The 14,073-nt window shown below is 37.4% G+C and carries 10 protein-coding genes, 1 other RNA gene and 1 pseudogene; 5 read left to right on the forward strand and 7 right to left on the reverse strand.

What is annotated here, in order from left to right:
* Window positions 1-541, reverse strand: a pseudogene (locus ABIQ28_RS12300) (hypothetical protein); the annotation flags it as partial.
* 159 nt (window positions 542-700) lie between these two features.
* Between ABIQ28_RS12300 and ABIQ28_RS12305 the strand changes: the two are divergent.
* On the forward strand, window positions 701-1,525 hold the full coding sequence (locus tag ABIQ28_RS12305) for an RteC domain-containing protein (protein ID WP_348037731.1): 825 nt from the start codon (window positions 701-703) through the stop codon (window positions 1,523-1,525).
* 696 nt (window positions 1,526-2,221) lie between these two features.
* Here the strand turns inward: ABIQ28_RS12305 and ssrA are convergent.
* Window positions 2,222-2,617: a transfer-messenger RNA gene (gene ssrA, locus ABIQ28_RS12310) on the reverse strand.
* Window positions 2,618-3,001: 384 nt separating this feature from the next.
* Between ssrA and ABIQ28_RS12315 the strand changes: the two genes are divergently transcribed.
* Both ABIQ28_RS12315 and ABIQ28_RS12320 read left to right on the forward strand, forming a co-directional pair.
* A complete protein-coding gene (locus tag ABIQ28_RS12315; protein WP_348037733.1) occupies window positions 3,002-3,871 on the forward strand; it encodes a DMT family transporter in 870 nt (289 codons plus the stop codon).
* Window positions 3,872-4,078: 207 nt separating this feature from the next.
* Window positions 4,079-5,296: an NAD(P)-dependent oxidoreductase gene (locus ABIQ28_RS12320; RefSeq protein WP_348037735.1), complete on the forward strand. Its 1,218-nt coding sequence runs from the start codon at window positions 4,079-4,081 to the stop codon at window positions 5,294-5,296.
* Window positions 5,297-5,880: 584 nt separating this feature from the next.
* Here ABIQ28_RS12320 and ABIQ28_RS12325 read toward each other — a convergent pair.
* The 5 genes from ABIQ28_RS12325 to kdsA all read right to left on the reverse strand — a co-directional run bounded on the left by ABIQ28_RS12325 (window position 5,881) and on the right by kdsA (window position 10,923).
* A complete protein-coding gene (locus tag ABIQ28_RS12325) occupies window positions 5,881-7,785 on the reverse strand; it encodes a redoxin domain-containing protein (protein ID WP_348037737.1) in 1,905 nt (634 codons plus the stop codon).
* 491 nt (window positions 7,786-8,276) lie between these two features.
* Window positions 8,277-8,744 carry an SRPBCC family protein gene (locus ABIQ28_RS12330; protein WP_348037739.1) on the reverse strand — a complete coding sequence of 156 codons (468 nt, stop codon included), beginning with the start codon at window positions 8,742-8,744 and terminating at the stop codon, window positions 8,277-8,279.
* Window positions 8,745-8,762: 18 nt separating this feature from the next.
* Window positions 8,763-9,227 carry a GNAT family N-acetyltransferase gene (locus tag ABIQ28_RS12335; protein ID WP_348037741.1) on the reverse strand — a complete coding sequence of 155 codons (465 nt, stop codon included), beginning with the start codon at window positions 9,225-9,227 and terminating at the stop codon, window positions 8,763-8,765.
* A gap of 2 nt (window positions 9,228-9,229) precedes the next feature.
* Window positions 9,230-10,093 carry a hypothetical protein gene (locus ABIQ28_RS12340; protein ID WP_348037743.1) on the reverse strand — a complete coding sequence of 288 codons (864 nt, stop codon included), beginning with the start codon at window positions 10,091-10,093 and terminating at the stop codon, window positions 9,230-9,232.
* A gap of 11 nt (window positions 10,094-10,104) precedes the next feature.
* The gene (kdsA, locus tag ABIQ28_RS12345) at window positions 10,105-10,923 is read right to left on the reverse strand and encodes a 3-deoxy-8-phosphooctulonate synthase (RefSeq protein ID WP_348037745.1); all 819 of its coding nucleotides are present in this window, start codon (window positions 10,921-10,923) and stop codon (window positions 10,105-10,107) included.
* 464 nt (window positions 10,924-11,387) lie between these two features.
* On the opposite strand from kdsA, the gene typA reads away from it, so the two are divergent.
* Together typA and ABIQ28_RS12355 are read left to right on the forward strand one after the other, a co-directional pair.
* Window positions 11,388-13,187: a translational GTPase TypA gene (typA, locus tag ABIQ28_RS12350; protein ID WP_348037747.1), complete on the forward strand. Its 1,800-nt coding sequence runs from the start codon at window positions 11,388-11,390 to the stop codon at window positions 13,185-13,187.
* A gap of 197 nt (window positions 13,188-13,384) precedes the next feature.
* Window positions 13,385-14,073 (forward strand): GNAT family N-acetyltransferase (locus tag ABIQ28_RS12355; RefSeq protein ID WP_348037749.1); only part of this gene is annotated, 689 nt, incomplete at its 3' end.

Below are 14,073 nucleotides of genomic sequence, written 5' to 3' on the forward strand. Positions count from 1 at the left end.
CCAAAGATTTCTGGATGCGTACAAATGATGAAGGTAAATTCGCCTCATAGCTTTTAAGAGTATTAAATAAGGGAATGGTCTGACCTGAAGTCAAAAAGAGATCGGTGGTATAATTGTCCGCTTTTAAAAATAGAATCTCGTTTGATTTTAAATGAAGTTTCTTTTTACCGCTCTCAAAATACAGGTAACAATTATGACGGGCTTGACGATAACGGCTTGCCACAGGGTCCGTCGGTTCTCCTGGATCGTGAATGTCATTGAACCCATTTTTAAAGGCAGTAAAACCCAAGGTCTTATCCCGGGTGACACCAATGATATAGGGCAACCCAAAAGCTTGCAACCATAGTGGCCCAAGAAACTGAAGATCCAGTTCAGGACTATCTAAGTCAACTATAACGCAAGGCGTTTGGAAGGCCCGTGCCTGTGCCGCCAAAGATGCCCAACTCTCCACATGCGGCATAAATAGTGGCGGCTGTGAAGGTGCAAAAGCAGCAATCAGACGATTTAAAATGGGCGTAGGTGTTCCGATAATAATCATCATCTTTTTTGTAACATATTAATATTTTTAACATAAGAGTCATGAGGGGAATAGCATCAATTTAAGAGGCGTTTAGTCTTAAGGGTGAAAAGTATAAATGACTATTTTTCCTATTGCCCTTAACTTAAGGTAGTTAGTAATAAATTTTAAAACCTACTTATTATGAACGTATTTAAATCAGAAGTGGAGGCTCTAGAATATGTATTGCAAAGTCTCGAGAACGAACAGGATAACATATTTGAACGGGCCGAACTGGCTATCCGTCATTGTAAAAAAACATTGGAAGTTGTACGTCAACGCGTATCACAACTGGGGTTTAAAACCCTTCAGGAAGAAGCCGTCTTTTTTAAGGAGATAAAATCTACTATTGTAGGATATTTGTTCTACTATATCAGCCTCGTGCAGGTAGAGCGAGCCCGGCCTTATGGTTGCCCCAAAAAAGAACGAAAATTCTTAATTGCGCAGATAAAGGCGATGCAAGCTTATTTAATGAAACATCAAGAACTTTATGAATATTTTTTGCGGAGCCACGATTATAGAGACCAGGATTATTTTATACGAAAGAATGCACCATATCAACTCTCAGACGAGGCTATAGCGTCTATGGTCGACTTTCAGTTTGCAACGCCCCATGACATGATTTTTTCCAAAATAAAAGGCTATGTCTTAAGCATTAATCACCTCGAAAAGAGATTGGCAATACCGCTAACATCCACAGCCAATAAGTCTAAAGCCAACCTCCAATGGACAGGCTCAAAAGCCGATCTCGTCGAACTTACCTATGCACTTCACGCTTCAGGCTTGGTCAATAACGGAACGGCAGCCATTAAGGATCTGGCACAAGGAATGGAGCAACTCTTTGCCATCAAATTGGGAGATTATTACCGAATTTTTTTGGAAATAAGGGCACGTAAAAATAATCAAGCCAAGCTGCTGGAAATGCTCCGCACCAGCTTGATCTCGAAAATTGAAAATCTTGATGGTTGAAACCCTCGCAATAGTAGATATAGTTTGTTGAAAATTGTGTCTTGGCATAGTGGCAGGATAAAGGCAGGATAAAGGCAGGATAAAGGCACGTTAATGCCATAGATGTTATATGTAATTTGTGGCTTATAAAGAAGCCCATAAACGCCTATAAACTCTGTATATATTTAAAAGCTTTATGGTATAGTGAACTGAGTTCTGAAATCCGTATAATAATAGTGTAAAGCTGAGGAGTCTTTTTATTTATAAACGGTGTTGTCCGATTAAAACTTGAAATTCTTTGCGCAACCTTCTATACATAGTGCTTTTAAAGTTTTTTCAACGATGCCCTTCATTTTTTTTTTATTAGAAACGCTTATAAAAAATGAAAATTTAGAAACAGTCTTGAGTTTGATACCCAATGTTTTCAATGCTTTACGACACAAGTCTATATTCTAGGTTCTATCAACGGCCTGTGCTGAGCGCAGTCGAAGTAAGTGGTCTATATTCTAGGTTCTATCAACGCAGTGGTCTATATTCTAAGTTCTATCTGGCGAGCGAAGGTGGAGTCGGAGAGATTAACTGCGTTGTTCTCTTTCACTCCAATCCTGCAACTACAACTGGCTGTACTTGCAGTCCAGGTGCTTTAAAACAACAAAATCCGATCAAGCAAGCTTGACGGATTTCTTATGTTTTAAATCACAACCCAGTTGTGATTGATTGTGGAGTCGGAGGGATTCGAACCCTAGTCCAAACAAGTTACCAAAGGGCTTTCTTCACGTTTATTCTTTTCTTGTTTTTTCGATTGCAAGCTGGTTAAAGACAACCCACTTACAACTTATCTTCTTTAGTTTCAAGAGCAAATCAAAGCGCTTTGCTCCCTATGTCAACATTTACGATGTCTCTGAGCTGACCGCCGCTGACCAGGGCTTTCAAGAGACATTTAGCTTCCCTACCTAGTAGGGATTAGCAAATCCTACTGTAATTCGGATTAAGCAGCTAAAGCGTAGTTATTCTCGCCGTTTAAAAGTTCGAAATAGTCTTTTACGTGTTTCAATTTCATTACACGACGTGCTTACCGTTCAATAAATCTCGCTGTCAAAACCAGTCGACCCCATTTAGAATGATAATTTTAATTATTTGGGCGTTCCCCGAAAAGGGTCGCGCTTTCCGCTATATCTTTTGCCGAAAAGGCAAAAGGATGTCGCTTCAATCGCTAACGCAGCTTGCAAAGTTACCAAAAAGTTTCATCTAACCCTGCAAATGTGGATAACTTATTTCAAAAAATATGCCAGAATAATATCGGTTCCTTATCTGTCAAATTGACGTTTTCAATAAAAGTGCAGTAAGTTTTATGGAAATAAACAGTAAAATATCTTCCACCTTCATGATATTTTCCGTTTTGTTATGATAATATAGTATCAAAATGCAGTAATTTAATATGATTGATTTGGCGTCTTAAATCGTACTTTTGCAACTTCAAAATTAAATGACTGAGTCATGACAAAACCAAGAATCGCACTCGCTGTCGGCATCATATGTATTTCGATATTTCCAATTTTGGTAAAGTTAAATCTAACTCCCGGGCTTATCTCTGCGTTTTACCGAATGGTCATTGCTTCAGCGATTTTAGTGCCCTATGTGCTTATTACCAAGAAGTTTAAAGTGACCTCTCGAAAAACGTTTTTCCTTACGGTGCTTTGCGGGGTTGTTTTCGGATTGGATGTGGGCGTTTGGAACATTGCCATTCAGCAATCCACAGCAACTCAAGCTAGTTTGCTGACTAATCTTTCGCCAGTTTGGGTAGGAATCGGTTCTTTTCTATTCTTGAAAGATAAGCCTAAGCGTAACTTTTGGATAGGTACGGTTGTGGCCGTCATCGGGATGGTGCTTTTGGTAGGGTTTGATTTGTTTCTCAACTTCGATTTTAATTTGGCCTTCATTTTTGGAGTGCTTTCCGGAATGCTCTATGCCGTTTATATGTTAACCAGTAAAAGGGTTTTGGGCGAAATGGAGATCATGACCTTTATGATGGTCAGTCTGCTTTCTTCGGTCGTTTCTTTAGGCTTATTAAGTTATGCCATGGGCGAACCTTTTGGTGGATTTTCTACTGAGGGCTGGTTGGTATTGGTGATTCAGGGAGTCGTCTGCCAACTATTGGCGTGGTTGCTTCTTAGTTTTGCTACCAAGCATATGCGTGCTACGCGTGTGTCGGTCAGTTTATTGGGACAAGCAATCTTGGCGTCAATTCTGGCGTGGTGGTTGCTTGATGAGCTGATTTCGGTGCAAATGGTTATTGGTGGCATCATTCTACTATTCGGCATCCGACTCACATTTTATGAGAAGCCATTGTTTAAATCAAAAGTTTAAAAGCTTTCGGCAGCTATCTGCACTCCAAAAATGGGCGATGGCATTGGATTTTCTGCCTAGGTTAGTACATTGAAACGGAGGAGCAAAGATTTTTATTTAGGAATGCTTGCTAAAACTTCAAAATCGGCTTATTTTCGTGAAAAGTTGATTTTTGAAGTGATTTAGTTCCTTGAAATTCAATTTTCCTAACAAAATGACTATCTATTGATGAAATTTGCCATTATAAAAGAACGTAAAAATCCACCTGACAGACGTGTCGTATTTTCTCCAGAAAAATTAGCCGAAGCAAGAGCCTTATTCCCCGAAGCCGAATTTATAATAGAATCCAGTGATCTGAGAGTGTTTCCAGATGCCGCTTATGAAAAATTGGGTTTTACGGTTACCGATGATGTGTCTGATGCCGATGTGATGCTAGGCGTAAAGGAAGTGCCCATCGAAGCGTTGATTCCGAATAAAAAATATATTTTCTTTTCACATACCATTAAAAAGCAAGCTCATAATAGAGATTTGCTCCAAGCCATTCTTGAGAAAAATATCGAATTGATAGATCACGAAACCATCGTTAAAAAAAGTTGTACACGCTTAATTGGCTTTGGGCGTTATGCGGGATTAGTGGGGGCTTATAATGGGTTTAGAGCCTTGGGCCTAAGAGACGGATTGTTCAATTTGCCAAAAGTCGAAACACTTTCTTGTTTGAAGGAAGTAAAATCGGAATTGGATAAAATAACTATTCCACCTATTAAGATATTGCTTTCAGGAACTGGAAAAGTCGCTCGGGGTGCAAAAGAAATCATCAATCACTTGAAAATAAAGAAAATAGATAAAGGACTTTATTTGACATCAAAATTTTCTGAGCCCGTGTTTAGTGTGGTCGATGTTATGGATTACAACAAGCGCAAAGATGGAAGAGTAGGTAATAAGCCTGAGTTTTATATGCATCCTTATAAATATGAAAGTAATTTCATGGCTTATGCCAAAGAAACGGATATGTTTATAGCTGGACACTTTTATGGCAATGACGCCCCTTTTCTGTTTACACGAGAGGATGCCAAGTCGCCTGATTTTAATATTAATCTTGTGGCAGACATTAGCTGTGATGTGGATGGTCCTGTAGCATCAACCATAAGATCTTCTACCATTGTTGATCCATTTTATGGTTATGATCCAGTCACCGAAAAAGAAGTGGCATATGATGCTAAAGATGCAATCGCTGTGATGTCTGTTGATAATTTGCCCTGTGAACTCCCAAAAGACGCCAGTGAAGGTTTTGGAGAGATGTTTCTTGAACATGTCATTCCAGCATTTTTTAATCAAGACGACGACGGCATTCTGAAGCGTGCCAGAATTACAAAAAACGGAGAACTGACCAAACGCTTTGCCTATTTGCAGGAATATGTGGAGGAGGAATTAGTGGGAAGTAGGTAGTGGGTAGCGGGAAGTAGGTAGAGGGTAGTGGGTAGAGGGTAGTGGGTAGAAGGTAGTGGGTAGAAGGTAGTGGGAATGAGGGATTGGTGAACTTCCCTGATTAGTGTCGACCGTTTTTAGTTAATTGATCTATTGACTAATCTAAGATTGATGCCTTTTGTGGCTCTTTGTGCCTCATTTGGATAACTCTGCGTTATAACCTTTTTGAATATGAAACGCTTTATATTTTTCCCGCAGATATTAAGTCTAGTCTAACTTCTGAGGAATTAGGTGACAAGGATTAGTAGCGCTATTTTTTTAACATGTAATACTTATTATCATACGTCTTTTGTCCTCTAGTCTTTTGTCATTTTAAGCCATTATTAAACAAATCTAAAAAGCCTGAAAATTCAATTCTCAGGCTTTTTAGATTTGAATCTATTGTTATCCGTTTAAAACAAGTAGTAGTCGAGTCATCTTATATTGATAGGTTTTTTCAGAGTTTGTTTCTAAGTCCATTCTGTTAAATAACTTACGACAAAGTCTATATTCTATCCTCTAAATTCTACCCTCTATTTTCTACCCTCTATTTTTCTACCCTCAAATTAAGATTTCAAAATATCTATCATAATATCAATTTCTTTAACCAGTTTCTCGTTTGAGCCGCTATAGCCCACCGATTTGAACTTCATTCTTCCATCAGGACCAATGATGACTTTGGTTGGAATACCTGTGATGTCATATTTTTCTGCCACCTCAAAAGCGTTGCTACCCTCAAGTTCTGTATCATAAACCACATGAAAATCATACTTACTGGTTTTTATAAAGTCTTCAACCAACTTTTCTCTGTTTGGACCTCTTTCAAATGTGTCAACAAATAATAAAACGACTTTATCATCATTCTTATATTTTGTAACGACTTCCTGCATGCCTGGGAAGGATGCTTTACAAGGACCGCACCAGGTTGCCCAGAAATCTAGTATGACGGTTTTTCCTTTTAAAGAGGCCAAAGAAACGTCTTTACCTTTCATATCCTTTAAGGTAAAGGTTGGCGCTTCTTCATCAAGGATCGTTTTTTCGATTTCAGCAACTTGTGTAGCGTAGGCTTCTTTTTCAAAAGTGATCATGTTTTCCTCAACATCAGTAGCTGACGGATTCAATTTAAGATAGGTCGTCCTATAAGCTTCCTTGATTTTTTCATTCGCATGACCTGACTTAATGAAACTTTCAGCTTTGTCCTTAACGGTTTCAAATTGGTTGTCTGCAATTAAGTATTCAATATAACGTTGATTCGCCTCAGTGTCCCGTCCTTTATGATCATGTGCTTTTTCCTGATAAGCAATGGCTTCTTTGATTTTCCCTTGTTGGAACAAAATAAAAGCATAAGTGTCGGCAAACATGTTATACGATGATTTTAGGCTTTTATCATATTGTTTTTTAGTGTAAAATTCAGGCTTATCGTCTTGGTTTTTCTGTAAATCGGTAATAAGCTCAAGCGATGTTTTGGACATTTTTTCTGCTTCATCTAGGTTTTCTCCACTTTCAGCTAAGGGCCATGCCAAATTGTTTAAGGTAGAGGCTCTACGAGCTTTGTCATCCACTTGAGATAAATATTTATCAAAGTTGGCCATGTCCTTTTGTTGATAATAGTTTCTGGCCAAAGTGCCAGCCATATAATCACCTAAGTTTCCTGATTTTGCATTAGCTTCAGAGTACTTCTTAAAGATTTCAGCTTTTTTTTCTAAATCACTTTCTTGTTGAAACTGATCAATCAACTCATAATTAGCAGTAGTTCCTTTCGGGAATTTTGCAAGTGTCATTGATTTTATGGAATCAACTTTCGCCTCTTCGCCCATCATGGAATAAAATTGGAGAAGAGAAGTGTATTCCTTTTCAGAAACAGTCGGCTTTTTGCCGAGTGAAGCCGCATACTGATCAATCAGCTTTTTTGCTTCCTCTTTATCGTTCTTATAAGCCAATTGCAAATAAGGCACTTCCCAAGTAGATTTTAGGTTAGGATGAGCATCAAGTTCAAATTTAATGGTGTTTAAAGCTGTGGTTGGGTCGCCTTTAATTCCGTAATTTTCCCCATATCTGATAGGATAATAGGCAATTGCAGAACTACTTCCTGGGATTTTCTCGCCGTTTTTAGTATATAATGGCAGCAAATAACCCTTTTTGTTATTGTTATCATATTGGTCGTCAACTTTGAAGATAAAAGCCAATGCCACTGCAGAATCTGGGATTTTTATTGAACTTTTTTGTTCGCCATCTTTAGCTGAAAAGTCAATGTCAAGCGGATAATTTTTGTCGCCTACCATATAGGCATAAAATGCTTCAACCTCTTGGTCACTTTTATAAGTGAGCTCTAATTGGTCGCCTGGTTTCGGATGCTCATTGGAGATGGTCAAGTGACCGATCGTAAGAGGTTCAGCTTTTTTTTGGGCTTCCTGTTTACAGGAATAAAGTGCCAAAAGCATTAAAAATAAATAAAGTGAGATTTTTTTCATGTGTTTATATTTATTGTTTTTCAATGGTCATACTTCGACTTCCCTAAGTACAAGCGTGCTGTTTGATCTTAATCATTCCCTCGGGTATTTAAATCTTGCGATGCGCGTTTCATGTGAAGTGTTTGGGTTTTTGTGCTAATAAAAGTACAGATTTTGACTTAAAGATGAAATTAAATGCATGATATTCCAAGAATGGCGATGCATTAATTTAAATAGGGACCTATGAATGCTGAAAATTCGGATTGACTTTTTAGGGAAGAAATGTTCATGAGCACACCTATAAACCTCAGAATATGGGCCGAAAGTTGAGGTCTAAAATCACGTTGTGATCTTATACTGAATTCCAAAGCTTATCATTTAAAACGAATTAACGATAGCGTTTTTTATGAGATTTAAGCGATTGAAATTGATACTCAACAAATAGAGTCGTTATAATTCCGAAGGTAGAGACTGATCGTGAATCTCAAGATGCTTATGATTCCGTTACTTATTTAAATAATGGTTTTCCATTGATCAGATTCGGCAAAGTCTTTAATAACGCGATTGCGTTCTATAAGGAATTTCGTCATGTAATTTCTTAGGAATAATTGATCGGCTAATTTTCCCAAAAGTCCAAAAGGAGAGGTATAGTCAAACACATCCGTCATCAAGGTGCCATTGGCATCTTTAAAATGATGTTCATGTTTAAAACTTTTGAAAACACCAGAGACCATTTCATCCACAAAGAAATCTGGTTCCTTGAATGCGGTAATTTTTGAAGTTAATGTATGGTAAACACCAAAATGTTTGGCGCGCCAGGTAACGGATTCGTTTAGGTCGATGAGGCCAACAGTTTTTCCGGAAATGGCCGTTTCATTAGAATTTCGAGTAGATATTTTATGCAGATCAATGCTGCGGGCCAAATCAAAAACGATGCTTTTATCTGCTTTTATTAAGGTGTTTAAAAGGATTTTCGGCATTCAGACGTTAATTGAAACTTACAAATCTCTGTAAACAATGATGTTTTCAAAAGCCAAACCTTTATAGTTTTTCTTGTGTCTTTTTTCGACCTCATAATAATGGGAGTCAAAGAAAGGAAAAGCAGTAATGCTTATGTCTGATTTGAGAACCTCATAGCCATTGGCCGTCGCTCTCGATTCCATGATGCGAAGTAATTTTGAGCCGATTGTACGTCTTTGGAAATCTTTGTGCACATAGAGACCATCTAGATGAAATCCGTTTTTTAAATACGCGAAACCTGCAATTTGACCTTTGAATTCAGCGACCAGAAAGTAGAGGTTTTCAATGCGATCTTTCCATTCTTCAAGGTTATCAGCGCCTGATGACCAGACTTCAATTTGTTTTTCGGAGTAATCTTTACTGTTTACGGCACGAATGGTATCCCTGAAAATTGTTGTGATTTCCGGTAAATCTTCTAGTGTTGCCTGTCTAATTTGTATCATAATTATATTCTAAATATACCACCTAAACTAAAAACACTTTCTCCATAGAAAAAATGTTGTGAAGCGCTTTCGCTAGGATTATGTGTTGTTCTGATATCGCCCATATTGATATAGCCGCCTCTCAAATCGCCTTGAATAAAAAAGTGTTTGAAGAAGGTTAAATTCAAACCTGCACCGACTGAAACACCATAGCCTGCAACATGAAATTCGTCATACCGGTCTCTGTCAAAAAGTGTGGTGTTGGTTTTTGGATAGAGGATACCGGCACCAACGCCTTCCGTGATATTTACTTGAAATTTATCGGTATTTTGAATGCCGAATAATGAAGAAATATCATCATGTCGTGCGAATTCAAGATACACATAATTTAGCCCATCGGTATGTTCGAATAATAAAAATTCTTCAGAAACCAAAAAGTTCTTGTTGTCATAAATGCCATTAAATATGGCTCCAACATCATCGGCAGGCAAATCAATATAACCATCAATTACTCTGTTTTTGTTTGCATCCATAACATATTTCATGTGGTCCAAACCAATTGCGATGCTGTAGTGATCCGAAATAAAATAGCCAAGTTTAAAATTGGTTTGTGGGATGGTCATACGTGTCGGATTTACATAATCAATATGCCAACCTTTGGGTTTGTCATGAGCCGTGACATCCTTAATGGTAAACTCATAATCAACGCCTTTAAAGCTAATGTCTGAATTTGTAAATGCTGCTCTGTTTCCTCCCCAACTCACAAAAACTTTGCCTTTGTTAGAATCTGTGTACTTAGTAGGCTCAATGAAATCTTGTGAATAGCTTTTGAATGATATCAAAAGAAGAATTACACCTAAAAGAGGTGTTTGAAAATTTTTAAACATTTATAACTGTTTTATAAAGTATTGACTACTTTTCTTATGGCCACTAAATTAGTGAGCAATTTTTCCAAATTATCTAAGTGAAGCATGTTGGCGCCATCACTTTTAGCGTTAGCTGGATCAAAGTGCGTTTCGATAAACAAACCATCAACATTATTGACAATACCAGCTCTGGCAATGGTTTCGATCATATCTGGTCGGCCACCTGTCACGCCAATAGTTTGGTTAGGTTGTTGCAAGGAGTGGGTAACGTCCAAAATCGTTGGTGCATATTGGCGCATGGTAGGAATGCCTCTAAAGTCAACAATCATATCTTGGTAGCCAAACATTGTGCCTCTATCGGTAATCCAGACTTTCTCATTGCCTGCATCTTTCACTTTTTGAACGGCGTGCTTCATGGACTCAGGGCTCATGAATTGTCCTTTTTTGAGATTGACAACTTTTCCGGTTTCTGCCGCAGCAACCACCAAATCTGTTTGTCTTACCAAAAACGCTGGAATTTGCAGCACATCTACATATTCCGCTGCCATTAAAGCATCAGAGATTTCGTGGATATCGGTAACCGTTGGGATGTCAAAAGTTTCAGAAACTTTACGAAGGATTTTCAGTGCTTTCTCATCGCCAATGCCTGTAAAGCTATCAATGCGGCTGCGATTCGCCTTTTTAAAGCTTCCCTTAAAAACATAAGGAATTTGTAGATTGTCAGTAATTGTGACCACTTTCTCCGCAATGCGTAAGGCCATGTCTTCACCTTCAATGGCGCATGGACCACACAATAAAAAGAAATTATTTGCGTCTATATGTTTTAGTTTCGGAACGTCGTTAAGATTCATGTGTATCATATTTTAAAAATGCAAAGTTACGGAAAATAATGCGTGGAGTTTTGTCCGATGGATATGTAATTTCAATAATAGAATCAGAAAACTTTATGAAGGCATAAACGCTATAAATTCGGGTGGAATGACGATGCGATTGAACACTGTTTTGGAATGCTTTCAGATAATTAATTCAAAAAAAGTAAAGGTAGAGGTGATTATTATGTTGAGTCAATTCTAACAAAATTTTAAGGCAGAAAAAGTTCATCAGTTTTGAACAAAAATATTTTATTACGATCAAAAATAAGCTGTGCTATTCTAAAAGTTTATTAAGGTTTTATTTTTCAATGAATTATAAGGGGTTATCATTTTTAGCATTATTCGTCTACTAAAGGTCTGAAATTTAAAAATACAGGAGCTTCGAGAGAACTAATAAAAAAAAATAACGTACATTTGCACGCTGAAAAAAACGCACCATATATATGGCTACAATAAAAAATATTGCAATTATTGCCCACGTTGACCACGGTAAAACCACTTTGGTTGATAAAATTATGTATTTCTGTCATACTTTCCGAGAAAGTGAAAACACAGGAGATCTAGTTCTTGATAATGATGATCTGGAACGTGAACGAGGAATTACCATTACGTCTAAAAACGTTGCCGTTAACTATAAGGGAACTAAAATTAACGTCATTGATACTCCTGGTCACGCGGATTTTGGAGGAGAAGTTGAACGTGTATTAAATATGGCTGATGGTGTTTTGCTTTTAGTGGATGCTTTTGAAGGCCCAATGCCACAAACGCGTTTTGTACTTCAAAAAGCCATCGATTTAGGATTAAAGCCATGCGTGGTGGTCAATAAAGTCGATAAAGAAAACTGTACACCAGATGAGGTATACGAAAAGGTTTTTGACTTAATGTTTGAACTTGGTGCAGAAGAATGGCAATTAGATTTTCCAGTAGTTTATGGTTCGGCCAAAAACAATTGGATGAGCAACGATTGGAAAAAACCAACAGATTCTCTTGAGCCTTTGTTGGATATGGTTATAGAACATATTCCTTCTATGGAAATAGAGGAAGGGACTACTCAAATGTTGATCACATCTTTGGATTACTCAGCATTTACAGGTAGAATCGCGATTGGACGTTTACAACGAGGTATTTTAAAAACAGGAATGAACATTTCTTTGGTAAAACGCGATGGAAAAATCGTGAAATCTAAAGTAAAAGAGCTTTTTGTTTTTGAAGGTGTTGGACGTAAAAAAGTAGATGAAGTACAACCTGGAGATATTTGTGCTTTGGTTGGATTGGAAGGTTTTGATATTGGGGATACTATCGCCGATTTTGAAAACCCTGAAGGATTAAAAACAATTGCTATTGATGAGCCAACAATGAGTATGTTGTTTACCATTAACGATTCGCCGTTTTTTGGTAAAGATGGAAAGTTTGTAACCTCTCGTCATATCAAAGATCGTTTGAACAAAGAACTTGAGAAAAACTTAGCGTTGCGTGTTAGTGCAACGGATAGTGCCGATAAGTTTATGGTATTTGGTCGTGGGGTATTGCATTTATCTGTTTTGATTGAAACCATGCGTCGTGAAGGTTATGAGCTTCAAATTGGTCAACCACAAGTAATCATCAGAGAAATTGATGGTGTTAAATGTGAGCCGGTTGAAGAAATGACCATTGACTTACCAGAAAACGTATCAGGTAAAGCCATTGAAATGGTAACGTTGCGTAAAGGAGAAATGTTGAGTATGGAAGCTAAAGGCGAACGTATGACACTTCAATTCCACATACCATCTCGTGGAATCATTGGTTTGCGTAACCAATTGTTGACCGCTACCGCTGGTGAGGCTATTATGGCACACCGTTTTCTAGAATACCAACCCCTAAAAGGAGGGATTCCAGAACGTCAAAATGGATCATTGGTGTCTATGGAGAAAGGTCAAGCAATTCCTTATTCTATTGATAAATTACAAGACAGAGGTAAGTTTTTTGTCGAGCCAGGAGAAGATATTTACGAAGGTCAAGTGATCGGAGAAAACTCTCGTGGCGATGATATGGCGGTAAACGTCACAAAAACTAAAAAACAAAGTAACGTACGTTCTTCAGGTGCTGATGATAAAGCACGTATTTTCCCAGCGATAAAATTCTCATTGGAAGAAGCTTTGGAATATATCCAGAAAGACGAATATGTTGAGGTTACACCACATTTTTTACGTATCCGTAAAATTTTATTGACCGAAACTGAGCGTAAAAGAACTAAAAATAGCTAAGTCCATTCAGACTTGAAATATTATAAAAAAAGGAATTCCATTTGGAGTTCCTTTTTTTGTGTTTTATAACCAACGCTACAGAAGATAAAATGTTTAGGTTTAAAAGATTAATTTAAAGCCAAACCTAAAGCCTTGACTAAAAATATTGTATTTTGGAAGCGAATTTGAATCATGATATCTCATAATCCGCTTTGCTCTTGAACCTTTATTCAGTTGAAATTTACCAACCTAAATTCAAGTCTGTTTGGAATGCCTTTGTGTCCCAATCCAAAAATGCTACGTTTTTATTTCAACGTGATTTTATGGAGTACCATCAGGATCGGTTTGAAGATTTTTCCTTGATGATTTTTAAGAAAGAAAAATTGGTTGCTTTATTGCCAGCGAATAGGTTGGGAAATGAATTGCATTCTCATCAGGGATTTACTTATGGCGGACTTTTATTATTAAAAGATGTCAGGTTTGAAATTGTTTTGAACAGTTTTGAAGCGCTTTTAAGATTTTTGCATAAGGAAAAAATTACCACACTTTACACCAAAGAAATCCCGTCAATTTATTGCCATTTGCCTTCAGAAGAAATTCGTTATTTGAATTTTATTTTAAAAGCCGAATTAGTAAGAAGAGATACACTTTCAGTAATTGACACTCAGAATAAACTGAAGTTTTCAAATAGCCGTCTCGAAGGCGTCAAACGAGCCAATAAGCACGAATTGAAAATTGTAAATGATGATGATTTTGAAATGTTTTGGAATTCAATTCTCAAGAGCAATTTGAAAAAGAAACATGACGCAAGTCCGGTGCATTCGCTGGAAGAAATTTTATATCTAAAGCAGAAATTTCCAAATTACATAAAACAATTCAACGTTTACCACGACGATCAAATTGTTGC

Source organism: Gelidibacter sp. (genome assembly GCF_039916245.1).
Lineage (GTDB): Bacteria > Bacteroidota > Bacteroidia > Flavobacteriales > Flavobacteriaceae > Gelidibacter.